28 protein-coding genes are annotated in these 24,277 nt (G+C 66.2%); 15 read left to right on the plus strand and 13 right to left on the minus strand.

The annotated features are described in order from the left end of the window. The first annotated feature begins 53 nt into the window (after nucleotides 1-53). Complete coding sequence (locus AC6JAM_RS11775) at nucleotides 54-680, plus strand: PadR family transcriptional regulator (protein ID WP_018770600.1); 627 nt, start codon at nucleotides 54-56, stop codon at nucleotides 678-680. A gap of 24 nt (nucleotides 681-704) precedes the next feature. Here the strand turns inward: AC6JAM_RS11775 and AC6JAM_RS11780 are convergent, their stop codons facing one another. The 3 genes from AC6JAM_RS11780 to AC6JAM_RS11790 form a co-directional block, all read right to left on the minus strand. Further along, nucleotides 705-2,024, minus strand: coding sequence for an ammonium transporter (locus tag AC6JAM_RS11780; protein ID WP_018770599.1), 1,320 nt, complete (start codon nucleotides 2,022-2,024; stop codon nucleotides 705-707). 322 nt (nucleotides 2,025-2,346) lie between these two features. Next, entirely contained in the window at nucleotides 2,347-3,141 is a 795-nt protein-coding gene (locus tag AC6JAM_RS11785; RefSeq protein WP_497934721.1) for a carbon-nitrogen hydrolase family protein, read from the minus strand. Then, complete coding sequence (locus AC6JAM_RS11790; protein WP_026265973.1) at nucleotides 3,141-3,377, minus strand: DUF2630 family protein; 237 nt, start codon at nucleotides 3,375-3,377, stop codon at nucleotides 3,141-3,143. Before AC6JAM_RS11790 ends, AC6JAM_RS11785 begins: the two co-directional genes overlap by 1 nt. A gap of 85 nt (nucleotides 3,378-3,462) precedes the next feature. Between AC6JAM_RS11790 and AC6JAM_RS11795 the strand changes: the two genes are divergently transcribed. Beyond that, nucleotides 3,463-3,861, plus strand: a complete 399-nt coding sequence (locus tag AC6JAM_RS11795) for a hypothetical protein (RefSeq protein WP_018770596.1) — start codon at nucleotides 3,463-3,465, stop codon at nucleotides 3,859-3,861. Nucleotides 3,862-3,893: 32 nt separating this feature from the next. On the opposite strand, the gene AC6JAM_RS11800 is transcribed toward AC6JAM_RS11795, so the two are convergent. From AC6JAM_RS11800 to AC6JAM_RS11810, 3 genes are read right to left on the minus strand one after another with little or no spacing between them, the layout of a single operon-like run. Continuing rightward, nucleotides 3,894-4,229 carry a DUF202 domain-containing protein gene (locus AC6JAM_RS11800; protein ID WP_144600246.1) on the minus strand — a complete coding sequence of 112 codons (336 nt, stop codon included), beginning with the start codon at nucleotides 4,227-4,229 and terminating at the stop codon, nucleotides 3,894-3,896. Nucleotides 4,230-4,233: 4 nt separating this feature from the next. Then, a complete protein-coding gene (locus AC6JAM_RS11805; RefSeq protein ID WP_495634838.1) occupies nucleotides 4,234-4,629 on the minus strand; it encodes a YidH family protein in 396 nt (131 codons plus the stop codon). A gap of 9 nt (nucleotides 4,630-4,638) precedes the next feature. Continuing rightward, nucleotides 4,639-4,998: a YnfA family protein gene (locus AC6JAM_RS11810; RefSeq protein WP_056392051.1), complete on the minus strand. Its 360-nt coding sequence runs from the start codon at nucleotides 4,996-4,998 to the stop codon at nucleotides 4,639-4,641. 54 nt (nucleotides 4,999-5,052) lie between these two features. Here AC6JAM_RS11810 and AC6JAM_RS11815 point away from each other — a divergent pair, with 54 nt between their 5' ends. The 3 genes from AC6JAM_RS11815 (at nucleotide 5,053) to AC6JAM_RS11825 (ending at nucleotide 8,533) form a co-directional block, all read left to right on the plus strand. Continuing rightward, on the plus strand, nucleotides 5,053-6,081 hold the full coding sequence (locus AC6JAM_RS11815) for an LLM class flavin-dependent oxidoreductase (RefSeq protein WP_056391473.1): 1,029 nt from the start codon (nucleotides 5,053-5,055) through the stop codon (nucleotides 6,079-6,081). A gap of 156 nt (nucleotides 6,082-6,237) precedes the next feature. Next, nucleotides 6,238-7,335 (plus strand): ferredoxin reductase, encoded by a 1,098-nt coding sequence (locus AC6JAM_RS11820; protein ID WP_018770591.1) that lies wholly within the window; start codon nucleotides 6,238-6,240, stop codon nucleotides 7,333-7,335. Between the two features lie 13 nt (nucleotides 7,336-7,348). After that, nucleotides 7,349-8,533, plus strand: coding sequence for a fatty acid desaturase family protein (locus tag AC6JAM_RS11825; protein ID WP_497934722.1), 1,185 nt, complete (start codon nucleotides 7,349-7,351; stop codon nucleotides 8,531-8,533). 73 nt (nucleotides 8,534-8,606) lie between these two features. Here AC6JAM_RS11825 and AC6JAM_RS11830 read toward each other — a convergent pair whose 3' ends face one another. Then, a complete protein-coding gene (locus tag AC6JAM_RS11830) occupies nucleotides 8,607-9,518 on the minus strand; it encodes a cation diffusion facilitator family transporter (protein ID WP_497935954.1) in 912 nt (303 codons plus the stop codon). A 125-nt stretch (nucleotides 9,519-9,643) separates the two neighbouring features. After that, nucleotides 9,644-10,051, minus strand: a complete 408-nt coding sequence (locus AC6JAM_RS11835; RefSeq protein ID WP_497934723.1) for an ArsR/SmtB family transcription factor — start codon at nucleotides 10,049-10,051, stop codon at nucleotides 9,644-9,646. A gap of 174 nt (nucleotides 10,052-10,225) precedes the next feature. Here AC6JAM_RS11835 and AC6JAM_RS11840 point away from each other — a divergent pair, with 174 nt between their 5' ends. Then, nucleotides 10,226-11,062, plus strand: a complete 837-nt coding sequence (locus tag AC6JAM_RS11840; RefSeq protein WP_497934724.1) for an alpha/beta fold hydrolase — start codon at nucleotides 10,226-10,228, stop codon at nucleotides 11,060-11,062. 99 nt (nucleotides 11,063-11,161) lie between these two features. Here the strand turns inward: AC6JAM_RS11840 and AC6JAM_RS11845 are convergent, their stop codons facing one another. Next, the gene (locus AC6JAM_RS11845) at nucleotides 11,162-11,572 is read right to left on the minus strand and encodes a response regulator transcription factor (protein ID WP_134165453.1); all 411 of its coding nucleotides are present in this window, start codon (nucleotides 11,570-11,572) and stop codon (nucleotides 11,162-11,164) included. A 76-nt stretch (nucleotides 11,573-11,648) separates the two neighbouring features. Then, nucleotides 11,649-12,392 carry a GAF and ANTAR domain-containing protein gene (locus AC6JAM_RS11850; RefSeq protein ID WP_018770584.1) on the minus strand — a complete coding sequence of 248 codons (744 nt, stop codon included), beginning with the start codon at nucleotides 12,390-12,392 and terminating at the stop codon, nucleotides 11,649-11,651. 295 nt (nucleotides 12,393-12,687) lie between these two features. Between AC6JAM_RS11850 and AC6JAM_RS11855 the strand changes: the two genes are divergently transcribed. The 4 genes from AC6JAM_RS11855 to AC6JAM_RS11870 all read left to right on the plus strand — a co-directional run bounded on the left by AC6JAM_RS11855 (nucleotide 12,688) and on the right by AC6JAM_RS11870 (nucleotide 17,043). Further along, a complete protein-coding gene (locus tag AC6JAM_RS11855; protein ID WP_056391456.1) occupies nucleotides 12,688-13,281 on the plus strand; it encodes an adenylate kinase in 594 nt (197 codons plus the stop codon). Between the two features lie 46 nt (nucleotides 13,282-13,327). After that, complete coding sequence (locus AC6JAM_RS11860) at nucleotides 13,328-14,206, plus strand: NAD-dependent epimerase/dehydratase family protein (RefSeq protein WP_018770582.1); 879 nt, start codon at nucleotides 13,328-13,330, stop codon at nucleotides 14,204-14,206. Between the two features lie 95 nt (nucleotides 14,207-14,301). Next, nucleotides 14,302-16,149 carry a S8 family serine peptidase gene (locus tag AC6JAM_RS11865; protein ID WP_497934725.1) on the plus strand — a complete coding sequence of 616 codons (1,848 nt, stop codon included), beginning with the start codon at nucleotides 14,302-14,304 and terminating at the stop codon, nucleotides 16,147-16,149. Between the two features lie 96 nt (nucleotides 16,150-16,245). Next, complete coding sequence (locus AC6JAM_RS11870) at nucleotides 16,246-17,043, plus strand: phosphatase PAP2 family protein (protein WP_134165452.1); 798 nt, start codon at nucleotides 16,246-16,248, stop codon at nucleotides 17,041-17,043. 60 nt (nucleotides 17,044-17,103) lie between these two features. Here the strand turns inward: AC6JAM_RS11870 and AC6JAM_RS11875 are convergent, their stop codons facing one another. Beyond that, on the minus strand, nucleotides 17,104-17,421 hold the full coding sequence (locus AC6JAM_RS11875; RefSeq protein WP_018770579.1) for a MerR family transcriptional regulator: 318 nt from the start codon (nucleotides 17,419-17,421) through the stop codon (nucleotides 17,104-17,106). A 144-nt stretch (nucleotides 17,422-17,565) separates the two neighbouring features. Here AC6JAM_RS11875 and AC6JAM_RS11880 point away from each other — a divergent pair, with 144 nt between their 5' ends. From AC6JAM_RS11880 to AC6JAM_RS11895, 4 genes are all read left to right on the plus strand, one after another. Then, the gene (locus AC6JAM_RS11880; protein WP_026265970.1) at nucleotides 17,566-17,991 is read left to right on the plus strand and encodes an Hsp20/alpha crystallin family protein; all 426 of its coding nucleotides are present in this window, start codon (nucleotides 17,566-17,568) and stop codon (nucleotides 17,989-17,991) included. Between the two features lie 64 nt (nucleotides 17,992-18,055). After that, complete coding sequence (locus tag AC6JAM_RS11885) at nucleotides 18,056-18,433, plus strand: J domain-containing protein (protein ID WP_497934726.1); 378 nt, start codon at nucleotides 18,056-18,058, stop codon at nucleotides 18,431-18,433. Between the two features lie 41 nt (nucleotides 18,434-18,474). Further along, complete coding sequence (locus AC6JAM_RS11890; RefSeq protein WP_018770576.1) at nucleotides 18,475-18,852, plus strand: hypothetical protein; 378 nt, start codon at nucleotides 18,475-18,477, stop codon at nucleotides 18,850-18,852. Between the two features lie 97 nt (nucleotides 18,853-18,949). Beyond that, entirely contained in the window at nucleotides 18,950-20,497 is a 1,548-nt protein-coding gene (locus AC6JAM_RS11895) for a glycoside hydrolase family 1 protein (RefSeq protein ID WP_056391432.1), read from the plus strand. Between the two features lie 21 nt (nucleotides 20,498-20,518). Here the strand turns inward: AC6JAM_RS11895 and AC6JAM_RS11900 are convergent, their stop codons facing one another. Continuing rightward, entirely contained in the window at nucleotides 20,519-21,631 is a 1,113-nt protein-coding gene (locus tag AC6JAM_RS11900) for an App1 family protein phosphatidate phosphatase (protein ID WP_223992669.1), read from the minus strand. 32 nt (nucleotides 21,632-21,663) lie between these two features. Further along, nucleotides 21,664-22,395: a DUF72 domain-containing protein gene (locus tag AC6JAM_RS11905; RefSeq protein WP_223992668.1), complete on the minus strand. Its 732-nt coding sequence runs from the start codon at nucleotides 22,393-22,395 to the stop codon at nucleotides 21,664-21,666. Between the two features lie 43 nt (nucleotides 22,396-22,438). Between AC6JAM_RS11905 and AC6JAM_RS11910 the strand changes: the two genes are divergently transcribed. Then, complete coding sequence (locus AC6JAM_RS11910) at nucleotides 22,439-24,265, plus strand: glycoside hydrolase family 15 protein (protein WP_261377376.1); 1,827 nt, start codon at nucleotides 22,439-22,441, stop codon at nucleotides 24,263-24,265. Nucleotides 24,266-24,277 lie beyond the last annotated feature (12 nt).

Raw genomic sequence — 24,277 nt, forward strand, 5'->3', positions numbered from 1 at the left:
AACTATCGCTGAATAAAACAGCGAGCTTCTGAAAACGAAAGGACCATGCCACCATGAAAGGCATATTTGATGACAGGAATCCCGGCCCGGAATTCGGCAAGGGCCGCTTCGAACGGGGGAGGGGCCACAGGGGACCGCACGGGCACCGGGGTCCGGGCTTTGGTCCCGGTTTCGGACCTGGTTTTGGACCTGGTTTCGGACCTGGATTCGGGCCGGGCTTTGGCCCGGGTTTCGGGCGGGGCGGCCGGCGGGCAAGCCGGGGCGATGTCCGTGCAGCCATCCTCTCGCTCCTTGCGGAGGCACCATCCAATGGTTACGGACTGATCAAGACCATCGCCGCAAAGACCGGCGGAATGTGGCGGCCAAGCCCGGGATCCATTTACCCCACGCTCCAGCAGTTGGTGGATGAGGGCCTGATCGAGGCGCTCAGTGAAGGCCGCGGGACCGAGTTCGCACTCACGGACGCAGGCAGGGCCTATGTGGCAGAGCATGCCGAGGAGATGGAGAACGCCTGGAACGCCGAACCGGACAGCGCCGACAGGGACTTCCACCAAAGCATCGGCAAGCTCCTGGGCGCCATCCATCAGTTCCGCACCGGCGTGACCCAGGAACAGCGTGCTGCTGCGATCGAGAAGATGGACGAAACCCGCCGGGCGCTTTACAAAATCCTTGCGGACTAGATCCTTAGGCCGCGGCTGTGGAAGCTACGCGAAGGAGTCTTCCCGGGCGTGCCGCTCCGCGGGAGCAGCAGCGGTTGGGATGTGCGCAGCTGCCTGGCGCAGGGGGTTGAAGCCTGCTCCGATCTCGCCGAACGCGTAGGCGGTCTCGGCGTGCTCGGACAGGTCCACGCCGGCGGTCTCGGCCTCGTGGCTGACGCGGAAGCCCACCGCCTTGTTGATGACCCGCGCAATGACCGCCGTTCCAAGTCCGGACAGCAGCAGGGTGATGACGACGGCGGCTGTCTGGGCGATGAGCTGCTGGACACCGCCGCCGTAGAAGAGGCCGCCGCCCTGGCCGTTCACGGGGAGGGCGATGAATCCCAGGGACAGGGTGCCAATGAGGCCGGCCCCCAGGTGGACGCCCACCACGTCCAGGGAGTCATCAAGGCCGAACCGGTACTTGAGGTCCACGAATACGCAGCATGCCGCTCCCGCCACCAGGCCCAGGCCGATGGCTGCCACCGGGCTGACGTTGGCGCAGGAAGGGGTGATGGCCACAAGGCCGGCCACAACGCCGGAGGCGGCGCCCAGGGAGGTGGGGTGCCCGTGGCGGATCTTTTCGGTGATGAGCCAGGTGAGCATGGCCGCGGCGGGGGCCACCAGCGTGTTGATCCAGATGAGGCCGGCCTGTTCAGCGCTGGTTGCGGCGCCGCCATTGAAGCCAAACCAGCCGAACCACAGGATGGCCGCGCCCAGCATGATGAAGGGCAGGTTGTGGGGGCGGTGATTGGGGTCCTTAGCGAAGCCGTGGCGCTGGCCCACGATGATGGCCAGCACCAGCGCGGCAGTTCCTGAACTGATTTCCACCACGGCGCCACCGGCGAAATCGATGACCTGGCCGAAGATTGCGGTGACGGCCCCGCCTGCACTCATCAGCCCGCCACCCCAGATCATGTAGGCGAGAGGGCAGTAGATCAGGGTGATCCACACGGGAACGAACAGTGCCCATGCGCTGAACTTCGCGCGGTCGGCGATGGCGCCGCTGATCAGGGCCACGGTGATGATGGCGAAGGTGGCGCTGTAACCGGCCTTGAGGAGGTCCGGCGAGCCCATCAGGTTCTGCAGGCCGAAACTCGTGAAGGGATTGCCGAAGAGCCCCAGGATGCCGTCTCCGGTAGTCATGGAGTAACCCCAGAGAACCCACACCACGCCCACGATCCCGGCGGAGATGAAGCTCATCATGATCATGTTCAGCGCGGCCTTGGCGCGGGTCATGCCGCCGTAGAAGAGGCCGAGCCCAGGGGTCATCAGCAGTACCATGGCGGCCGAAATCATCAGCCAGACGTGTTGGGCAGTGATTTCCACCGGCGGGTCCCTTCGCAACGTGATCTTGGTCCGGGGCCCGTTTTGGCCCCAAGCATTTCCCCCGGGATCCATTTTTGGCGTCGCGTGTTTCAGTCAATGCCGCTTAAAGTTGCAGGCACGTTACACAAATCGCTCCCGCGTGAAGTTCACGTATCCGGTATGTTTCGGGAATGTAAACGGCGTCTCTGGCCGGAGCCACCCACGCTGGCACCTTCCCAAAACTTCCCCGCCGGCACAGGCGACGCAGCGCACCTAAGGTGAGAAACGCCGTCGTACCCTGCTTGGCCTTCTGTTTCAGAGCTATGAACGGCAGCTCACAGGGTCAGAACCTGCGCGCGTTGGCCAGGACCGGCAGGTTGGCCCGTACGTCGGCCACCGTGGCGGGGTCAATATCGACGACGGCGAGTTCGGGTTTTCCGCCAAGGGTCACCAGCGGTTTGCCGAGTGGGGTCACAACCGCGCTGTGGCCGATTCCCGTGGGTGCTGTTCCGGCGGGACCAGCGCCGACAGTTTCGGGATCCCCTTGGCCGCAGGCAATCACGAACGCGGTGCTGTCCAGCGCCCGTGCGCGAATCAGCAGGTCCCACTGCTCGGCCTTGCCCTCCCCGGCGCCCCAGGAAGCGCACACGATGTTCACCTGCGCCCCCGCGTTCGCGTTTGCCGTGAACAGGCCGGGAAAGCGCACGTCGTAGCAGGTGGCAAGGCCGAAGACGGTCCCGTCCAGTTCGAACGTAACCGGCCCTTCCCCTGGGTCCACTGTCCTGGACTCCGTGAACCCAAAGGCATCGAAGAGGTGGATCTTGTCGTAGGAAGCATCCACACCGGGTCCGGTGACCAGCAGCGTGTTGCGGACGCGGCCGTCCTTCCCCGGCGTGAACATGCCGGCCACAATCGTGATCTCCAGCTCCCGGGCCATCCTGCGGACCTCGCTGGCCCACGGGCCGTCGAGGGGCTCGGCAATGTCCCTGAGGGAGTGCCCGAACGCGCGCATCGTCGCTTCGGGAAAGACAACCAACTGCGCGTCCGCATTACTGGCCTGCGCGGCGTAGTCCCACATCAGTTCAAGGTTGGCGGCGGTGTCTGCACCGCTGATGATCTGCGCTACGGCAATACGCATTACTGCCGGTAGCCCTCAACCTCGCTGATGGGGCGGGCCTCGGCGTCGTTCGGGTTCTCCCCGGAATCCTTCTTGGCCCGGCGCTGGCGCAGCAGGTCCCAGCACTGGTCCAGGCTTTCTTCCACGTACTTCAACCGCGCCGGGTCCGGGGCCTGCCCGCTGCCCGATCCCTCGCGCAGCGAGTGCTCCTCCTCCACCAGGGCCTGGATGTGCGTCAAAATGTCCTGATCATTCATGGCTTCCCCTAACTCCGGACCGGTCACCTTCAGCGTACGGATCAGGTGCTGAAGCCACCAGTCCCCGCGCGGTACCATCAACTTCATGCCCACTGCGCTCGATATGGCAGGTCCCATCCTGGAAGTGCTCACCTGGTTGTGCCTGCCCGCCGGGCTGGGACTGCTTTTCTACACCGGCTTCCTCCGCCGCTTCGTGCACCCCTGGGACGTGGCCGAGGCCGTGGTGTACTCCGATTCCACCGGCGTGGGGTTCCGCTGGTTCGACCGGAAGCACCAGGTCCACAACGCCCCCATGTCTCCCTACGACATCAGGGACATGGCGGCGGGAGACACCCTCCCCATCTACTACCACCCCAAGCGCCCAACGCAGTGGCAGACCACCGCGCCGGAGGAAGCCGGCAGGACAGCCTCGGTCCTGGGCCGCTGCCTGACGGCGATCGGCTCGGTAGCGCTCCTGGCCGGCTTCGTCCTGCCGATGTTCTAGGAACCGGCTGTGTTCTAGGAACTGGCTGTGTTCTACGGACTGATCAGGACCACAACAATGCCAAGTCCGCCAAGGACCACTCCGGCGAGAGCGGTCCAGAGCACGGCAGGCAGGTCCGCTTCGATGCTTTCGCCTGCCAGGCCATGGGACCTGGCCCGGTACCGGCGGCGCTGCGTGAGGTAGATGGCAAGGGCGGCGCCGCCGGAAATCGCCGGCAGCATCAGGATGGGTAACCCGTAGACGGGTAGCCAGCGCAGGAAGAAGGCGCTCGCCGTCACCAGCGCCAGCATGGTGCGGCCCCATGCCAGGGCGGTCCGCTCGGGCTGGAGGCCGGGATCGCCGTGGGGGCTGGGAGCATGGGCTGCCACAGGCTCAGCGCCAGAGGATAAAGACCAGGACGACGGCGGCAGCCAACGCACCTGCCCCGGCCAACAGGGGCACAAAAAACGGCAGGGGCAGCGGGGCCCTGGTGCGCATGCTCCGCTCCACCCGAAGCCACCGCACCGCGGCACCACCGCTGAGCATCATGCCCAGCAGCAACAGGATGACCGCAAGGCCTTTACGGACAGGCTCAACAAAAAGTCCGGACGTGAACGCCTCAACGGCAATGCCGCCTGCCAGCAGCGCCAGCGACGTGCGGATCCAGGCGAGGAAGGTGCGCTCGTTGGCAAGCGTGAAGCGGGGGTCCGGTTCCTCGCCGCCGGGGAGCAGCCGTTCGGCCATTTTTCCGCGCGGGGGCGGGCCGGGCGGCTGCTCACTGTTGGTCACCGGGCCAGTTTAGCCGCCGCTCCGCGGGGCAAACATGATCACGGCAACACCCAGCAGGCAAACCAGGGAGCCTGTGATATCCCACCTGTCGGGGCGGAAGCCGTCAAAGACCATGCCCCATGCCAGGGAACCTGCCACAAACACCCCGCCATAGGCCGCCAGGATCCGGCCGAAGTGCGCGTCCGGCTGCAGGGTGGCCACGAAGCCGTAGGCGCCGAGCGCGGCCACGCCAAGTCCGGCCCACCACCAGTCCCTGCCTTCGCGGACGGACTGCCACACCAGCCAGGCGCCGCCGATCTCCGCTGCCGCGGCCAGCACGAACAACACAATGGCCTTGAAAATACTGACGGTTTCCTCCGGTATGCCCACGGAGCCATCTTTCCAGCCGGGAATGCCACCGGTATCCGGACAGTTGGGCAAGGTATGCAGCGCATAGGATTCCTTTCATTCGGCCACTGGGGCCCCGGCCAGGGCTCGCGCACCAGGACGGCGGCGGACGCCCTGCTCCAGGGGATCGAACTGGCGGTTGCCGCTGAAGAACTCGGCGTGGACGGGGCATTCTTCCGGGTCCACCACTTCGCCAGGCAGCAGGCATCACCTTTCCCGCTCCTGTCAGCCATCGCAGCCCGCACCAGCCGGATCGAAATTGGCACCGGCGTCATCGACATGCGCTACGAAAATCCCCTGTACATGGCGGAGGAGGCTGCAGCGGCAGACCTGATCAGCGGTGGCAGGCTGCAGTTGGGCATCAGCCGCGGGTCACCCGAGCCGGCCCGGGAAGGCGCGTCGGCATTCGGCTACCGGCCGCAGCCGGGGGAGACCGACGCCGACATGGCCCGGCGCCACACCGCCGTCTTCCGCAAGGCCATCACGGGTGCCGGCATGGCTGAGGCGGACCCCAGGTACGCCGGCGGCGCCACCGGCCTCCTCCCCGTCCAGCCCCAGTCCCCGGGCCTCGCGGAACGGATCTGGTGGGGCGCCGGCAGCAGGAAGACCGCCGTCTGGGCCGCGGAACTGGGCATGAACCTGATGAGCTCCACACTGCTCACCGAGGACACCGGTGTCCCCTTCCATGAACTCCAGGCCGAACAGATCCAGCTGTTCAGGGACGCGTGGGCGGCAGCAGGACATACCCATGCCCCGCGTGTTTCGGTCAGCCGCAGCGTCCTTCCCATCGTGGATGAGGAGGACAACTACTACTTCGCCGGCAGCGCCCTTCGTGACGGCCGCGACCAGGTGGGCGTTATCGACGGACTGACTGCCAGGTTCGGCAAGAGCTACGTGGGCGCGCCGGACCTCCTGGCGGAACAACTCGCAGCCGATGCGGCAGTGCAGGCAGCGGACACCCTGCTGCTGACCGTTCCCAACCAATTGGGCGTGGACTTCAACGCCAAGCTGCTGGGAAACATCGCCGGGCACGTCGCCCCGGCCCTGGGCTGGAGCCGCCAATAAGGTGCGGAAACCAGGTGCGGGAACAATTTGTGAGACCGAACCGTTACTCTTATAGTGCGGCGTGGGGGCTTCGCGCCCTTAACTAGTGTGTGACTGCGGAACGGTCATATGACGGAGAGAGAGATATATGGCTCGCACCGCTCTAGGCTTAACCGTATGATCCGGCTACGTCAGCTGGCCCAGGCGGCCTCAGTGCTTACCACCCCTTTGGCGCCGGAAGACATTCTGGCACTTTTCAACCCTGTCTACTCAGCCAGGCAACTGCGCGGCGTGGTCACCCGCGTGGTCCAGGAGACGGCCCAGTCGGCCACCATCTTCTTCCGCCCCGGCCGCGGCTGGAAGGCGCACCTTGCCGGTCAGTGGGCCCGCATCGGCGTCGAACTGGACGGCGTCCGGCACTGGCGCTCCTATTCGCTCAGCGCTCCGGCAGGCAAGGATCCTGCCATCACCGTCACGGACGTCGGCGCCGTGTCCGGCACGCTGGTGCGCACCACCAAGCCCGGCGATGTCCTGTTCCTGGCTCCGCCGCAGGGCGACTTCGTGCTTCCGGAGCACCCCCGGCCCCTGCTGATGGTTACGGCGGGCAGTGGCATCACCCCGGTGATGTCCATGATCCGTACCCTTGTGCCGCGGCGTCCGGATGCCGACGTCGTGCTGGTCCACTCCGCACGCACTCCGGGCGACAGCCTGTTCCGTGAAGAGCTGGCCGAACTCGCGGACCAGTTCCCCAACTTCCGCCTGGCCCACTGGTACACCGGTGAACAGGGGCGGATGGACTTCTCCAGCACCAAGGAGCTGGACGAAATCTGCCCCGACTGGAAGGACCGGGCTGCCTACGCCTGCGGTCCGGACAGCTTCCTGGACGACGCCGAGGCCCTCTGGAAGCGCGCTGCGCTGACCACCCGGTCGCCGGGGACCGACGTCGCCGTTGCCGGAGACGCCGGCAACCTCATGATCGAGCGCTTCAACACCACCTTCAACGCCGGTGTAGGGCACGACGGCGGCTTGGTCACCTTCGAAGCCTCGGACCGGGAGGTGGAGGCCGACGGCGACACCCCCATCCTGGACATCGGCGAGGACGCCGGGGTGCTGATGCCCAGCGGCTGCCGGATGGGCATCTGCCACAGCTGCCTCACACCGCTCCTGGCCGGCCAGGTCCGCGACCTGCGGACCGGGGAAATCCATGGCGAACCAGGCCAACTTATCCAAACGTGTGTCTCGGCAGCCGCCGGGCCCGTCAACCTCGAACTCTGAGGAGCAGTACCGTATGACTGTCATCTCACCCACAAAGACCACGGCCGCCGGAGGAGCCAGCGCCGGCACCTCACGGACGCGCCCGGGCAAACTCGCCGAATCCGGCAGCCCCACCGTCCGCCCGCCGGCCGCCGCGCACCTCAGCGACGAGCAGGTAGCTGAACTCGGCCGCGAACTGGACGCCATCCGGGACGAGGTCCTGGCCAAGCGCGGGGCCGAGGATGCTGCCTACATCCGCCGGATGATCAAGATCCAGCGCGGCCTGGAGATTTCCGGCCGCGCCGCCCTCCTGGTCAGCAAGAACAAAGCCGCCTGGGTTACCGGCACCACCCTGCTGAGCCTGGCCAAGATCCTGGAAAACATGGAGCTGGGCCACAACATCCTGCACGGCCAGTGGGACTGGATGCGGGACCCGGACATCCACTCCACCACCTGGGAATGGGACTTCGTCACGCCCTCGCGGTCCTGGCAGCACACCCACAATGACCTGCACCACCGCTGGACCAATGTGGTGGGCAAGGACAACGACGTCGGATACAACCTTCTGCGCATGGACGAGAACCAGCCGTGGAAGCCCATCAACCTGGCCAACCCGCTGTTCAATGCCATCCTGGCGCCGGTTTTCGAGTGGGGCATCGCCATCTACGACCTCGAGCTGACCGAGTACAAGGAAGGCACCAAGTCCAAGGAAGCCCTGCTCAAGGACCTCAAGGCGCTGGGCAAGAAAGTCGTTACCCAGTTCACCAAGGACTACGCGGCCACTCCTGCCGTCGCCATGCTGACCGGATCCGGCAAGCAGGCGCTGTTCGGCACGATCACTGCCAACGCCGTCCGCAATGTGTGGGCCCACGCGGTTATCTTCTGCGGCCACTTCCCGGAAGGAACCGACACCTTCACCGAAGAGATGGTTGACGGCGAAACCCGCGGTGACTGGTACGTGCGGCAGATGATCGGCTCGGCGAACATCTCGGGCTCCAAGTTCATGCACCTCATGACCGGCAACCTCTCGCACCAGATCGAGCACCACCTTTTCCCCGACCTGCCCTCCAACCGGTACGCCGAGGTGGCGCCCAAGGTCCGCGAGATCTGCCAGCGCTATGGCCTGAAGTACACCACCGGCCCGCTGCTGAAGCAGGTGGGTTCGTCCTGGGCCAAGGTCTTCAAGCTGGCCCTGCCCGTCAAGGCTGCGCGGGCCTAGAAGCCTCAAAGCAAAACCCGGGAAGTGACCCGGCCGGCGCTGCCCGGCCGGGTCACTTCTGCGTTGGCGGCCTTTAGTGCCGGGTGCCTGGAACCAGGAGCACGTGGTCCAGCTTGGGCAGTGCATGACGCAGTCGGTGTTCGGCGCTTTCAAGGACCGCTTCCGCCCGGGACAATGCCATGTCCGCCAGGTCAATCCGTGCCGAGCCCTGCAACCGGTGCCCGGACCACCGCAGCTGCAGGTGCCGGACTGCCAGGACGCCCGGCGTCGCCGCCAGCGCGGCTTCGGCACGCGACACCAGGTCCGGCTCGATGCCATCCATGAGCCGGCGCCCAATGCTGCGGACCGTTCCCCACAGCAGGACCATGATGGCAGCGGAGATGATCAGCCCGACGATCGGATCAGCCAGCGGGAAACCCAGCATGACCCCCACCGCTCCGATGACCACCGCGAGCGAAGTGAAGCCATCCGTCCTGGCATGCACACCGTCCGCCACGAGCGCCGCGGAACCGATCCTCCGGCCAACCCGGATGCGGTAGATTGCCACGGCCTCATTCCCGGCGAAGCCGATCAGGCCGGCGGCGATGACCCAGCCGAGGTTTTGCAGCGGCTGGGGATGGATCAGCCGGTCCACGGACTGCCAGCCGGCCACCACTGCGGAGAGGGCCACCACGGCCACGATGAACAGTCCGGCCAAATCCTCAGCCCTGCCGTAGCCATACGTGTAGCGGCGGGTGGCGGCCCTGCGTCCCAGGATGAAGGCCACCCACAGGGGCACCGCGGTCAGGGCGTCCGAGAAGTTGTGGATGGTGTCCGCGAGCAGGGCCACCGAACTGCTGAACAGGACCACCAGGAACTGCAGCGCCGTCGTGGCCAGCAGGACGAACATGCTGATCTTCAGCGCCCTGATGCCCTCGGTGCTGGCCTCCATGGCATCGTCAATCGAATCAGCGGCGTCATGCGTGTGCGGAACGAAGAGCTCCATCAGCCAGCCCTTGAAGCCGGTGTGGTGATGATGCCCGTGGTCGTGGTCGTGGTCGTGTCCGTGGTCGCCGTGGTCCGTCCCGTGCGGGTGGCCGTGGGCGTGCGTTGACCCGCGGTGCGGGCCGGTCACGACGCGTTCCCCTGTCCGGTGTGGACGAAGCTCTGGTCGTGGGGGACCTGCTTGTGGGGAGCGCGGTGGTGGGCAGGTTCGCCGCCGAGTGCATGCTCGGCCTGGAAGATGGCGTCCGCCACCAACTGCCGCGCGTGTTCATTTTCCAGCCGGTAGAGCACCCGGGTCCCGTCCTGCCGCGTGGAAACCATTCTTGCCAGCCGCATCTTGGCCAGGTGCTGGGACACGGCGGCGGGGGACTTGCCCACCACGTCCGCCAGGGCACCCACCGCCATCTCGCCGTCACGGAGGGCCAAAATGATCCGCACCCTGGTGGCGTCCGCCAGCATGGCAAAGACCTCCACGGCCAATTCCACGTACTGGCTGTCCGCCTTCAGTGGGCAAGCATTACTATCTGCATTCATGCGCATATAGTGTCACACTATTTCACAGCAGCGGATCCAGGCCGCCGCGGGCAGCGAACGGCGCGACGAATCGAGGCTGCTGGAGCGGGGGCCGCCCCCTAGAGTAGGAGGTGCAGGGCCCGGCGCTCCGCCGGGCTGCTCCGATCAGATCAGTCTCGAAAGGAACTTGCCTCCATGGCTTTCATTACCGTAGGTACCGAGAACAGCACTGACATCGAGCTCTACTACGAGGACCACGGCTCCGGCCAGCCCGTCGTGCTGATCCATGGCTACCCGCTGGACGGATCATCCTGGGAAAAGCAGACCGCCGCCCTCCTGGATGCCGGGTACCGTGTCATCACCTATGACCGCCGAGGCTTCGGAAAATCCAGCAAGCCCACCGAGGGCTACGACTACGACACCTTCGCAGCGGACCTCAACACCCTGCTCAACACCCTGGACCTGAACAACGTGGTGCTGGTGGGCTTCTCCATGGGCACGGGAGAGGTGGGCCGCTACCTCGGTACGTACGGCTCGGCCCGCGTGGCCCGCGCGGCGTTCCTCGGGTCCCTGGAGCCCTTCCTGCTCAAGACCGATGACAACCCCGACGGCGTCCCGCAGGACGTGTTCGACGGCCTCAAGGAAGCGGTCACCGCCGACCGCTACGCCTTCTTCACCGAATTCTTCAAGAACTTCTACAACTCCGACACCTTCCTGGGCACCCCGCGGCTCAGCCAGGAAGCCGTCAACGCCAGCTGGAACCTGGCTGCCGGCGCCGGAGCGCATGCTTCTGCTGCAGCGCAGCCCACCTGGCTTACGGATTTCCGCCAGGACATCCCCAAGATCGATGTTCCGGCGCTGATCCTGCACGGCACCGCTGACAACATCCTGCCCATCGATTCCACCGGCCGGCTGTTCGCCAAGGCCCTGCCGAGTGCCGAGTACGTGGAGATCGAGGGTGCACCGCACGGCCTGCTCTGGACGCACGCCGCGGAGGTCAACGAAGCGCTGCTGGCCTTCCTTTCGCAGTAGGGGTCAAGCGGACAAACGGCGACGACGGTATGCCGCCGTCGCCGTTTGCTCACCACCGCGGTCCGCTGAGGTGTCATGCCTCATTTCCAGGAGGCGAACTTAGCAGGCGGGTTTGCCCGTTATGTGCGGCTCCTGGGAAACCGGCGGCGGTGTCACCAGTTGTACGGCGAGCTCCCTGAGCTCCTGCGGACGGAAAGGCTTGGTGAGGTACCCCGCGGCCCCCGATGCCATGCCGGCCAGCACGTCGTCCTGCTCGGAACGGGCCGTGAGGAACAGCAGGGGCGCGCTGGTAAGGGCGCGGATGGCGCGGGCCACCACGTACCCGTCCATATCCGGCAGCCCAACGTCCAGGGTCACCAGGGCGATGGCGGGATCAGCCGCGGCGGCAATGGCCTCGGCCCCCGTGCCCACCATCCTGACCTCAAAGCCCGCGCGCGACAGGACCACTTCGATCAGTCCGCGGATATCGTCGTCATCCTCCACGACAAGGCAAACACGCTGCTGTTCCATCAAGCCCCCCGGCGAAAAGTTGGCACCAGTCTACCTGCGGGAACGCTGCCGGCATGACCGACGCAAAAGATGGCCGCTATCCGTCGTAATGCGTGCGCGCCGGGCCCTGGCCCAGGGCGTTGACGACCGCCGCGGCCACATCATGCAGCTTGGTGTTCCGGGTGCTGGAAGCGGTCTTCAGGATGTCGAAGGCTTCCTGCTGGCTGCACCGGTTCTGGGCCATGATGATGCCGACAGCCATGTCAATGACCGTGCGGGACTCAAGGGTGGCCCGAAGGTTCGCGGCCGTTTCGCTGTAGTGCGCGAACCGCACCGCAAGGCGGAGCGCCAGCGAGGTCTGGCTGACGAAATCCTCGGCAAACTTCAGCACGCGGCCCTCGAACCGGTGCGGGCGGCGGGAGTACAGCAGCAGCGATGCCTTGGTTTCCCCCTCAAGCCGGAACGGAACTGCCGCCACGGAGCGGATCCCCTCGGCAGTCGCGGCGGCGGCGTACTCAGGCCAGCGGCCATCCGCGGTGAGGTCCGGAGCGTGCACGATCTCCTGGGCCGTGGAAGCCGTGAGGCCCGGGGTGTCGCTGTACCTGTGTTCAAGCCGTCCGATGGACTTTGCATCCGGGCTGCTGCTGGCGACCGTGGCGGCCTTGCGTTGCCGGAGGAGGGTGATGGCGCACAGCATTTCGTCGCCGGGCTCGGAGAGATTGCGTGCGGAGACCTGTGCCAGTTCATTAAGGAAGTCCTCAACGTCGGAGCTGTTGAGGACAAGTTCATGCAGGTGCTCAGTGATGGATGTATCGGTTTTTGCTGTTGACTCGCTGGCCACGATTTTCTGGTGCCATTCGCTCAGGTCAAAACGAGCCGGCAACACGCCAACACCCCGCAACTGGGCGGGGAGCCGGTGATGGTCGCTGGATCGACGAACTTTCCAACGGCCTGCTGCTAAACCGATAACCAGAAGTATATACATCCCCGTGCCGCCCAAAGCGTCATATATGGCTGCCCCGGAGCGGGCAAAGGCTGGCGCGGGGCCGGGCATACCGGCACAATGAAGCAGGCGCCGGTGCTGCTGCGGGCTGGCCGCGGGACCAAGGGCTGCTCAGCGGCGGAGGGACAGGAACATGACCAGGCTGCTCATCATTGGACCACCAGGGTCCGGCAAGGGAACCCAGGCCGAACACCTCGCGCGGCACTTCCGGGTCCCTGCCGTTTCCACCGGGGATATTTTCCGGAGCAACGTCAGCCAACAGACCGACCTGGGGAACCAGGCCGCCCGGTACCTGGATGACGGCCATTTCGTACCGGACCACCTCACCAACGCGCTGGTCAAGAACCGTCTCCTCGAAAGCGACGCGATGCACGGGTTCCTGCTGGACGGCTATCCGCGGACAGCTCAACAGGTACTGGAACTCGACCGCATGCTTGAGGCACAGGGGCATGCGCTGGACGCCGTGATCGAACTGCAGGCGCCCGACGAGGAACTGGAGCAGCGGATGCACCGCCGCGCCCTGGAGCAGGGGCGCACGGATGACACCATCGACGTCTTCAGGCGCCGGCTGGACCTCTACCACCGCCAGACGCATGAAGTAGTCTCGGTGTACGCGGGCCGGGGCATTCTTGTGTCCGTCAACGGCAGCGGGGACCCGGGCGGGATAACTGCACTGGCAATCGCCGCCGTCGAAAAGTTCCTTGCAGCCCCGCAACCCCCGTCCTGACCGAAAACACCGCACGGTGAACGCACTCGAGCAAAAGGAAACAGTGATGAGAATTGCCGTTACAGGCGGAAGCGGAAAACTGGGGCGGCACGTGGTGCGCCGGCTGACAGGCGACGGCCACCAGGTCCTCACCCTGGACCGTGCGGGTGCCCGCAGCCCGGAACTGCTGGTGGTTGACCTGCGCAACTACGGCCAGGTGGTGGACGCGCTGCTGGGCGTTGATGACCGGCATGACGGGTTCGACGCCGTGGTGCACCTGGGTGCCATTCCCGCCCCGGGCATCCTTCCGGACGCAGCCACCTTCGAAAACAACATGCTGTCCACCTACAACGTCTTCCAGGCGGCGCGGCGCGCCGGCATCAAGAAGGTGGTGTACGCCTCCAGCGAGACGGTCCTGGGGCTGCCGTTCGACATCGACCCGCCCTACATCCCGGTGGATGAGGAGTACCCGCCGCGGCCGGAAAGCACCTACTCGCTGGTGAAGACGCTGGAGGAGCAGATGGCTGTGGAGATGACGCGGTGGGACCCCGAACTGAGCATCACCGGCCTGCGGTTCTCCAACGTCATGGACGAGGCCGACTACGCTAAATTCCCCTCCTTCGACGCCGACGCGACGCTGCGGAAGTGGAACCTGTGGGGTTATATCGACGGCAGGGACGGCGCGCAGGCCGTAGTACGTGCGCTGGAGAACGCCAAACCAGGGTTCGAAGCCTTCATCATCGCCAACGCTGACACGGTGATGAGCCGGTCAAGCGCCAGCCTGGCGGAAGAGGTCTTTCCCGGCGTCAAGGTCACCAAGGACCTGGGAGAGCACGAAACGATGCTGTCCATCGACAAGGCGCGGCGCCTGCTCGGTTTCGAACCCGAGCACAGTTGGCGTAACCACGTGGCGGCCGGCTCCAACACGGTGGAAAGCCAGCGATAACCACCGGTCCGCAGGAATCGCCGAGGGTTCGCGAAGGATCATCCAAGGAGCCGGAAGCCGTGTGCTTCCGGCTCCTATCCTTTTGGTATCCCCCCTTGCCCCGCCACCACAAGGACCCCAAAATTCGTACCCGATTCTTCGTGCTGCCGGCCCTCACGGCGCTGCTCTCCGCCGTCGGCCTTTCCACCGTGTCCCTGCCGGCGGCTGCTGCTCCTGCCCCCGCCGCCGCAACCGGCCGTTACATCGTGCAGTACGCCGCCACTGCCGACCTCGCAGCCGAGGTGTCCGGGCTGCGCGGCCAGGGCCTCGCCGTCGGCCGTACCTTCGAGCATGCAGTCCGCGGCGCCGTCGTCACGGCCAACCCCGCGCAGGCGGCAGCCCTTGCCAGGTCCGGGAAGGTGCTGTCCGTGGAGCCCGACGCCCCCGTCAAGGTTTCCGGGACCGAGCAGCCCGCCCCCTGGGGCCTGGACCGCGCAGACCAGCGGACCCTTCCGCTCTCCGGTTCGTACTCGTGGACCGCGGCGGGCGCCGGGGTGACCGCCTACGTGGTGGACACCGGCATCCTGGCATCGCACACCGACTTCGGTGGCCGGGTTGCGGCAGGCTGGACAGCGGTGGCGGACGGCAACGGCACCACCGACTGCAACGGCCACGGCACCCACGTGGCCGGAACCGTGGCCGGAGCCACGTATGGCGTCGCCAAGAGCGCCACGCTGGTGCCCGTGAGGGTGCTCGACTGCAGCGGGTCCGGCTACAACTCGGACGTGGTGGCCGGCCTGGACTGGATCGCCGCCAACCATGCGGCCGGAACCCCCGCCGTGGCAAACCTCAGCCTGGGCGGAGCGGCCAGCAGCACCGTGGACGCCGCCATCCAGGCAGTTCTTGACGACGGCGTCACCACAGTGGTTGCCGCAGGAAACTCCGCCGTGGATGCCTGCACCGCTTCGCCCGCCCGCGTCCCCGGGGCTGTCACGGTGGCAGCCAGCGACTCCGCCGACAAGCAGGCCTCGTTCTCCAACTTCGGGTCCTGCGTGGACCTGTATGCGCCCGGCGTCGGCATCACCTCCGACTACTACACCTCCACCACCGCCACCGCATCCATGTCCGGAACCTCCATGGCCGCGCCGCACACCGCCGGAGCAGCCGCCGTCCTGCTGTCGCAGAACCCTGCCCTGGCACCGGCCGACGTAGCAGCGGCACTGGTAGCCAATTCCACGTCCGGCGTCATCGCCGGCGCCTCCGCGGGAACCCCGAACCGCCTGCTGTACACCGGGGCAACGGCACCTGCACCTGCGCCTGCCCCTGCACCCGCTGTCACGTCTGTTTCACCGGCCGCCAAGGCCACCGCCGTGGCAGCTGGAACGAACGTCACGGCCACCTTCAGCACCGCTGTTCAGGGCGTGAGCGCCGGGACGTTCGTGCTCAGGAATGCAGCCGGCAACAGCATCGCGGCCACCGTCACGTACAACGCCACCACCCTGGCCGCCACCCTTGACCCGGCAGCAAGCCTTGCCCCCGATGCCAGCTACACCGCAATCCTGACAGGAGGAGCCTCGGCCATCCGCGATGCCGCAGGTACCCCGCTGGCGTCCACCAGCTGGACGTTCACCACTGGCCCCGCGCCCACCGTCACCAGCTACTCGCCGGGCAGCAACGCCCTCCTGGTCCGCAGGAGCAGCAGCATCAGCGCCACCTTCAGCGAGGCGGTCCAGGGCGTTAACACCACCACGTTCACCCTGAAGAACCCGGCCACCGGCGCCGTGGTGGCAGCAACGGCCTACCGCAACAGCACCACCAACCAGTGGATCCTTGACCCCCAGGAGACCCTCGCCGCCAAGACGCGGTACACCGTGACCCTCACGGGCGGGACCAGCGGCATCCGGGACGTGGCCGGCAACCCCCTCGCCAGCCGGAGCTGGCAGTTCACCACCGGCTCTTTCTAGCCGCCTGATGGAGTGAATGGGCCGTGGCCGGGATAATCTTCACCCTAGGCATTCATCACGGCACGCATCTTCCGCGGCGTAGGGACGGGCAGCACATTGGCACAGAAATCAGCAGGTTCCGCAGTCTCTGAACGGAAAGCGGGAAGGTGGCACGCCTTCCACGAGAAGTTCGTGGTGGAGGAACGCTACGTGGACCCTGCCGACCGGCGGGGCCTGTACCGCGCGTCGATCATCCTGGCCGTCGTGGGGCTGGCACTCTTCATTGCCACCCTGGTCAGCGTGGTGCAGGCCGACGGCCTTTCCGTTGCCGACACTCCCGTGCATGACTGGCTGCTGACCACCCGTTCAGCGGCCGTCACTGCCATCATGATCTTCCTGGCGGTGATTTTCGGCCCCATCGCTCTGCCCATCATCGTGCTGGTGGTGATCCTTGTCTGGGGATTCGCAGCCAAGCACGCCTGGCGCCCCATCCTGCTCGCCTCCGCGATGCTGACCGGAGTGGTCATCTCGCAGATCATCCTCCACATCGTCCAGCGCTCCCGCCCTCCCGTGGACCAGATGCTGTTCGGCGCGGACCAGACCTTCTCGTTCCCGTCCGGGCACGTCCTGGGGGCCTGCGACTTCCTGCTGGTGGGCGCCTACCTGATTTTCTCCCGGCGCCGGAACCCGCGTGCCGCGGTGTTCGGCTTCATCGGGGCCGGGATCGGCATCATCCTCGCTATCGCCAGCCGGTTGTACCTTGGCTACCACTGGCCCACGGATGCGTTGGCGTCGTTCGCGCTCTCGCTGCTCATCCTCTCCGGGGTCATCGCGCTTGACACGTGGCGGACGGCCAGGATTCCGGGGGAACCGATCACCGGAGAGCTGTCAAGGGCCGAATCCACCGGAGAGTAGGAACTTACCGGGAGCAGTCCAGGAACCGGATCCCGCTTCCTGGGCCGCTTCCTGGCCCACTTATTGCGGCCGCGATTTTGCCCGCTTGAGTGCCCGGTGCAGCTTCACGATGGCTGCCTCCAGCTCCAGTACCTTCGCAACGCCCGCCAGGTTCAACCCCTCCTGCAGGAGTTCGCCGATCCGCAGCAGTACGGCAATATCGTCGTCGCTGTACTGGCGCGTGCCGCCCGCCGTCCGCGAGGGCGTCAACAGTCCCTTGGTTTCGTACAGCCTGATGTTCTGCTGTCCGGTTCCCGTGAGCTCCGCCGCCACCGAGATGGCGTACAGGGCGCGTGAACCGGGGGAGCGGCCAGCCCGACCTGCTTCAGGATCCGCCATTCTTTCTCCCAAAAATCGCTTCCGCTGGTACCTTGCTTCAGTTTTGCACGAGTGCTATAAAAAATCTATATCCACCACCATAGATTAAAGGAGGTGGTGGGTAGCTGCAGATCCAGCACCTGGAAGCTAAAGGAGTGGGAAATGATGTTGATGCGTACGGACCCGTTCCGTGAGCTGGACCGGCTCACGCAGCAGGTCTTTGGAACCTCCGCCCGCCCGGCAGCCATGCCCATGGACGCGTGGCAGGAAGACGGGGAATTCGTGGTGGCGTTCGACCTTCCCGGTGTGAACGTGGATTCCCTGGACCTGAACGTTGAGCGGAACGTCCTGACCGTCCGGGCGGAGCGCAAGGACCCCACGCAGCCCAACGTGGAGCTCGTGGCCTCTGAGCGTCCCCGGGGCGTGTTCAGCCGCCAGTTGATCCTGGGTGACACCCTGGACACCGAGCACATCAAGGCCAGCTATGACCAGGGTGTCCTGACCCTGCGGATTCCGGTTGCCGAGCAGGCCAAGCCGCGCAAGATCGAGATCCAGACCCAGCAGGGCGAGAAGCACCAGATCGGCAGCTAGGACCATGCTTTCGTGCCGGCGCCCCTGACCCTCCGGGCGGGGCGCCGGCGAAACAGGAGGCAGGATGACTGATCTCCCCGACTACTACGCCATCCTGGGCGTAGGCCGGGACGCCGGCCGCCAGGAAATCTCGCATGCCTACCGCGCCCTCATGCGCACCCACCATCCGGATATGGACGGCGGGCGGGCTTACGAAGGCATGGAGACCATGGGGGATACGACGGCGGAGAAGGGCAACACTGCACAGGGGGAGGAACTTCTCCGGATCATGCAGGCGTTTAACGTGCTGCGTGACCCCGGGCGCCGCGCCGACTACGACAGGAAGCTGGCGGCAGCTGCGCCCACCATCATTCCGGTCCGGAGAGTCCGCAGCCGTGGCGGGCAGTCCGGACCTCCCATCCGCGTCACCCCGGTGCGGTGGGAAAGCGGGCCCTGGTCCTGATCCAGGCCCTGGGCCATTGATCCAAGGAGGCGGAAAACTGCATGGGCGACTGGCGGCGCTACGATTCACACCTCATTCCTGCATTCTTCGAACGCTTTGAGCAGCGGTGGGGCGAGGGAACCGCGCCCTTCCTGGACCCGGAGGCGCACGAACAGCCTCTGCCGCGGGCACAGTGGATCAACCCCACCACGGGTGCTGCGCTGGCGGTGGTTCCGGTATGGACCGCCGATGAGAGGCAGCAGCGTTCCTTCGGCGTGTTCTACCTCCCGCCGGGCGGGGACATCTGGGTCCTGCGGCCCGGGTACACCGGCTACCTGGAGCCGTCCGACGACGACACGGAACACCTGGTGACGCTCCGGAATGATGCCTTCCGCAAGGCAGTGGCGCACGCCAAGGAGTTCCTGTTCGGCACCCAGTAGTTGCCGGCGCAGGGAGCGGAGTTGCTGCTCGTCAGCCGACCTCCGCTGTGACATTCTGGGACGTACCCTAACTACCGTGACCAAAGGCTGGACCCCAATGCACATCACCGCCAAGGACCTCGCAGCGCTCATCCCCCCGGGGTTCACGCTTGGCGTCGCAACCGCAGCATTCCAGATCGAAGGGGCGCTGGACGAGGATGGGCGGGGACCGGCGGGCTGGGACAGGTTCGCTGCCCGGCCCGGTGCCATCGTTGAGGACCACAGCCCGGTGGTGGCCACGGACCACTACCACCGGATGCCGCAGGACGTGGCCCTCCTGAAGCAGCTCGGCGTTGACTCCTACCGGTTCTCCTTCTCCTGGCCGCGCATCCAGCCGGGCGGCACCGGCCCGGCCAACCGCGCAGGCATGGCGTTCTATGACCGGCTCCTGGACGAGCTCCTGGCCAACGGAATCTCGCCCATGGCCACCATCTACCATTGGGATACGCCCCTGGAACTGGATGAGGCCGGCGGCTGGATGAACCGGGACACCGCCTACCGGCTGGGGGAGTACGCGGCGCTCGTGGCGGATGCCTTCGGTGACAGGGTGGCCCGGTGGGTCACCATCAACGAGCCGGCAACGGTGAGCGCCAACGGCTACTCGCTGGGGCTGCACTCCCCAGGCAAGGAGCTGGCCCTGGGTGCCTTCCCCACGGTCCACCACCAGCTGCTGGGCCACGGGCTCGCCGTCCAGGCCCTTCGCGCGGCGCGGGTGCCCGGCGAAATCGGCATGACCAACGTCTACTCACCCATGGTGCCCAACTCCATCAACCCGCTGGACAAGATCAGCGCGGGACTTATGGACCTGGGGCAGAACCGGCTCTACGCGGACCCTGTCCTGACGGGCAAGTACCCGGACCTCATCCGCGCGGCCAAGTTCTTCAGCTCCTTCGAACATCCCGAAGAGGACATGGAGATCATTTCCCAGCCCCTCGATTTCTACGGGCTCAACTACTACATGCCCACCAAGGTGGCCGTTGGGCCGGGCAACGGCGCCGTGCCGGCCAGCATGGCCGAGGCCATGGGCAGCGACCTCAGCGCGGCCGGAAACGGCGCTACGCCCTTCCACGTGGAGACGTGGCCGGAAGCGGACGTCACCGCATACGGCTGGCCGGTCAAGCCGGAGTACATGGCCGTGGCCCTGAAGGAGATGGCCGAGCGGTACCCCAACCTGCCGCCCGTGATCATCACCGAGGGCGGAGCCAGCTTCGAGGACATCATTGTCCGGGACAAGTCCACCAACACCAGGTTCATCCCGGACGAGCGGCGGCTGAAGTACATTTCAGACCACCTTGAAACCGCGCTCCGGGCCACGGCGCCCGGTGGGGTGGCCGAATCCGTGGACCTGCGCGGCTACTACGTGTGGTCCTTCCTGGACAACTTCGAGTGGTCCGCCGGCTACAACCAGCCGTTCGGCCTCCTGCACGTGGACTTCGAAACGCTCGACCGCACACCCAAGGCGTCCTACTTCTGGTTCCAGGAGCTCATCGAGGAACGCGACCTGGCTGCCGCGGCCGGGGCGGCCATCGCGCAGGCAGCGGTTCCGGAGCTGTTGGACAGTGAATTGCCCGACGACGGCGCACCCCTGGGTGCCAACGCGCAGTAAGGCTGCGCAGCCGGGAGCCGTTCAGCCCCGGAGCAGGTCCAGCATGGCCAGCTGCTTGGCGATGCCGGCGCCGTCGGGCGAGTAGATCCACGGCACGCGGGAGGTGGTGTGGTCGCCGTCCTCGGAGTGGCCGCCGGCGAACACGGATTCGCTGACGGACAGCTGCCGGATGGCGATTGCTGCAACCTTGTCCGGATTTTCGGCGGCAAAGGCGGAGTAGATGGCCTCGTCATGCTGTCCGTTGTCGCCGATCAGGAGCCACCGCATGTCCGGGAATTCCTGGGCCAGCCGCTCCAGGTTGCGGTGCTTGTGGTCCTGGCCGCTGCGGAACCAGCGGTCCTGGGTGAGTCCCCAGTCCGTGAGCAGCAGCGCGCCCTTGGGGTACATGTTGCGGGTCAGGAACCGTGCCAGGGTGGGGGCCGCGTTCCAGGGGCCGGTGGACAGGTAAATGACCGGGGCTTCAGGGTGCTCGATGGTCAGCCGGTCCAGCAGCACGGCCATCCCCGGAGTGGCCATGCGCGCCCGTTCGCTGAGCACGAAGGTGTTCCACAGGGCCAGGAAGGGCCGGGGCAGGGCGGTCACCATGACGGTGTCGTCGATGTCCGAGACGATGCCGAACTGCACGCCCGGAGCGATCACCTGGATCAGTGCCTCCGCCGGCTCGGTTCCCTCGGCCCGCAGCACGGCAGTGTGCCAGCCGGGGGACAGCTGCACGTCCACCTCGGTATCGATCAGCCCGCCCCGGTCCGCCGTGACGTGGGAGACCACATCACCGATGGTGATTTCGACGTCGGAAAACTGCAACGGCACCCCCGTGAACGCCCGCCAGCCGCGGATGTTCTGGTTGCCGTTCCTGGCCGCGTGCTCGGCCTTGCTTCCGGGCGGCGGCTTCTGTGTCAGCAGTACCCTGCCCAGGACGCGCACCCGGGTGGTGGAGCCATAACCCTGGTACGCGATGGTCTGCGGCACGAACTTCCACCGCTTGGCGAGCTGGATCCGGACGTCGTTGACCGCGTCCGACAACCGGTGTGCCAGCCGGAAGAACTGGCTTCCGGACAGGGCGGTGCGGCCCTTCGTGTTCCGCCGGGGTGGGCGTGCCGTGTCCTGGTCGGGGTTCTGCGGGGCCGAGTCCATGCCACCACTCTGCCACAGGGCGGCAGCGGGCATCAGCCGTTGCCGAGGATCGCGCGGAGGGTCCGGGCGTTCCACACGGCGTTCCCGCCGCCGTCGTTGTTGAAGTACGCGTAGACATCGATGCCCGCGCCGTCCCACTCACGGATCCGGTCGGCCCACCAGTGGAGGTCGGCGTCCGAGTAGGAGCCGCCGTAGAGGTGCTGGTGGTCGGGTCCGTGCAGCCGGACATATGCGAAGGGGGCGGTGGTCCGCAGGATGCAGGGCAGGTTGGCGCCGCTCATGATGCAGTAGGCGGCCTGGTGCCGCTCCAGCAGGGCAAACACCTCAGGGCAGTCCCAGCTGGGGTGCCTGAACTCCACGGCAACCCTGATCCACGGCGGAACCGCAGCGAGGAAGTAGTCCATCCTGGCGTCGTCGCGCTCCAATTGGGGCGGCAGCTGGACCAGGAGCACGGCACGTTTGTCCCCCAGTTCGTGCCAGCAGCGGGCAATCCGCTCCACCCAGACTTCCGGTGAATACAGTTTCCGCGCGTGCGTGAGTCCCCTGGGAGCTTTGACGGACATGGCGAACCCGGGCGGCAGGCGCCTGTTCCATCCGGCGAAGGTGGTATCCCTGGGCCAGCGGTAGAAGCTGGCGTTCAGTTCCACCGTGCTGAATTCGGCGACGTAGCACTGGAGCCGGTCCCGCACGGGCAGCCCGGGCGGGTACAGGACGTTCTCCCAGTGGTCGTAGCTCCAGCCGGAGGTGCCGATGTGGATTCCCATTTGCCTCAGGCTACACCGGGCTTCCCCTTCCGTTCGGGCCCGGGTGTGGCAGGGTAATGTCATGGCGCGAATCGAAGATTATGCGGTTGTTGGCGACCTTCAAACCGGAGCCCTGGTCAGCAGGGAAGGCTCGATCGACTGGCTCTGCCTCCCGAGGTTCGATTCCCCTGCCTGCTTCAATTCACTGTTGGACACGCCGGACTCGGGGCGCTGGCTGCTGGCTCCGGAAAGAGGGGGTGAATGCACCCGCCGGAGCTACCGCGAGGGCACCCTCATCCTGGATACGGAGTGGGAGACGCCGGACGGAACCGTGCGCATCACCGATTTCATGCCGCCGCGTGATTCCGTCGCTGACATCGTCCGGATTGTGGAAGGCATCAGCGGCAGCGTCAGGATGCACGGCGAACTGGTCCTGAGGTTCGACTACGGGCACATCATTCCGTGGGTGCGCAAGGACAAGCGCGGGCTGCACGCGATCGCCGGTCCGGATGCCGTCTACCTGGTCACTCCGGCACCCCTGCATGGCGAGAACATGCACACTGTCAGCGACTTCACCGTGAATGCAGGCGAAAAGGTACCTTTCGTGCTGACCTGGGCGCCCAGCCATGTGGGACGCCCGGTATCCGTGGACGCGGAAGTAGTCCTTGACAGCACCTTTGCATTCTGGCGGGGCTGGTCCTCGCAATGCACCGTCAAGGGCAAGTACCGGGAGGCCGTGGTCCGTTCCCTGATAACGCTCAAGGCGCTGACGTATGGCCCTACCGGCGGGATCGTCGCGGCCGTCACAACGTCGCTGCCGGAGCAGCCGGGCGGCCAGCGTAACTGGGACTACCGCTACTGCTGGCTGCGGGACGCCGCCATGACGCTGCAGGCGCTGCTGGCGGCCGGCTACACCGCGGAGGCCGCGGCCTGGCGGGACTGGCTGCTCCGGGCCGTGGCCGGCGACCCCGCCGACCTGCAGATCATGTACGGGATCCATGGCGAGCGGCGGCTGCCGGAAATGGAGTTGCCGTGGCTGAAGGGTTACGAGAACTCGGTACCGGTGCGGATCGGGAATGCGGCGGCTGAGCAGTTTCAGCTGGATGTATGGGGTGAGGTCCTTGACTGCCTGGCGCTGACCCGGAACTCGCTGCTGACGCATACGGACGAGGCCTGGGACGTGCAGATTGCGCTGATGGAGCACCTTGAAACCATCTGGGACCAGCCGGACAACGGGCTCTGGGAGATGCGTGGGCCGCGCCGGCATTTCACCCACTCCAAGGTCATGGCGTGGGTGGCTGCGGACCGGATGGTGAAGGGTGTGCGCGAGTCCGGCCTGCCGGGCCCCGTGGAGCGCTGGGAGCTGCTGCGGGACCAGATCCGCAAGGACATCATGGCCAACGGCTTCGACGCGGAGCGCAATACGTTTGTCCAGTCCTACGGCCGTCCGGAGCTGGACGCCAGCCTGCTGTTGATTCCCAGGGTGGGGTTCCTGCCGCCCGATGATCCCAAGGTGGTGGGAACCATCGAAGCAATCCAGCGGGAGCTGACCCAGGACGGGTTTGTGCTGCGGTACCGGCCGGAGCAGAGCGACGACGGCCTGCCGGGCGACGAGGGCGTCTTCCTGGCGTGCTCGTTCTGGCTGGTGGAGGCGCTTTTGGGGGCGGGCCGCCATGAGGAATCCCGCGAACTCTTTGAGCGGCTGCTGGAACTGCGCAACGACGTCGGGCTGCTAAGCGAGGAATGGGCGGTGAAAGCCAAGCGTCAGCTGGGCAACACGCCGCAGGCGTTCAGCCATTTTGCCCTTGTGACTAGCGCCCTGGAGCTGCATCAGGATACGGTTCGGCGCAGTGACAGCCCCATTCCGCCTGAAGGGGTGGATTCGCGCTGAGGCGGCGCGGAC

The organism is Arthrobacter sp. GmRoot5-12 (genome assembly GCF_059739365.1).